Source organism: Bartonella sp. AA9NXGY, assembly GCF_042196845.1.
Classification (GTDB): Bacteria; Pseudomonadota; Alphaproteobacteria; order Rhizobiales; family Rhizobiaceae; genus Bartonella.
This window is the reverse complement of record NZ_JBHIRB010000106.1, coordinates 1-719: the sequence shown is the minus strand read 5'-3', so window position 1 is coordinate 719 and position 719 is coordinate 1. Positions and strand designations below refer to the sequence as shown.

At 35.5% G+C, this 719-nt stretch carries 1 protein-coding gene; it reads right to left on the bottom strand.

Annotated elements, in window-relative coordinates; all coding sequences use genetic code 11:
• On the bottom strand, positions 1 to 662 hold a 662-nt coding region (locus tag ACFIM6_RS10070), incomplete at its 3' end, for a DNA adenine methylase (protein WP_375612695.1).
• Positions 663 to 719 lie beyond the last annotated feature (57 nt).

The window sequence follows — 719 nt, the reverse complement described above, 5'->3', positions numbered from 1 at the left end:
AGACTCAAGACAAATTTGCCTTGTATGCTTTTGAGAACTTTTGCCATACTCACAAAATCATCTTCAACAAAATTCCCAGAGCTGTAACACTTCTTCTTTACAAGATAAGGCGGGTCTAGATAAAATAAACTGTCGGGTGCATCAAATAGCTCGATAACCCGTTCCCACGACAAATTTAAGATTGTCGTATCAAGAAGCTTCTGTCTAACACGTCTCATCCTTGATAACAGCTTTTCGGGATTAAATGCTATAGGCTTTTTCCTTCCAAAACTAAAAGAGACATAATCTTTTTTCCCATACATCACACAACGTTGGAGAAACAAAAAACGGGCGGCTCTTTCAACTTTGGAAAGGCTTTCTGGTTCAATCGCCGCAAGTTCAAAAAACAACTGTCTTGAACAAACAAACCACTCCAATCGTTTAGCTAAATCATCAAAGTCATTTTGAACGCATTGAAACAGATTCGTGATCTCTCCATTCAAATCATTAATGACAGAATATTTTGCTGGTTTTTTATTTAGGAAAATAACACCAGAGCCTAAAAACGGTTCAACATAGGTTTCGTGGTCAATATTATTTAAAATCGGTATAATTTTCTTACGCAGATAGTGTTTACCACCCATCCACGCAAACAATGTTTGTGTAAATTCTTGTTTCATCATATTTTTAAAGGAGAGATTTGATATCTAACTTTTTGTTATCCATCTTTTAAGATGTGA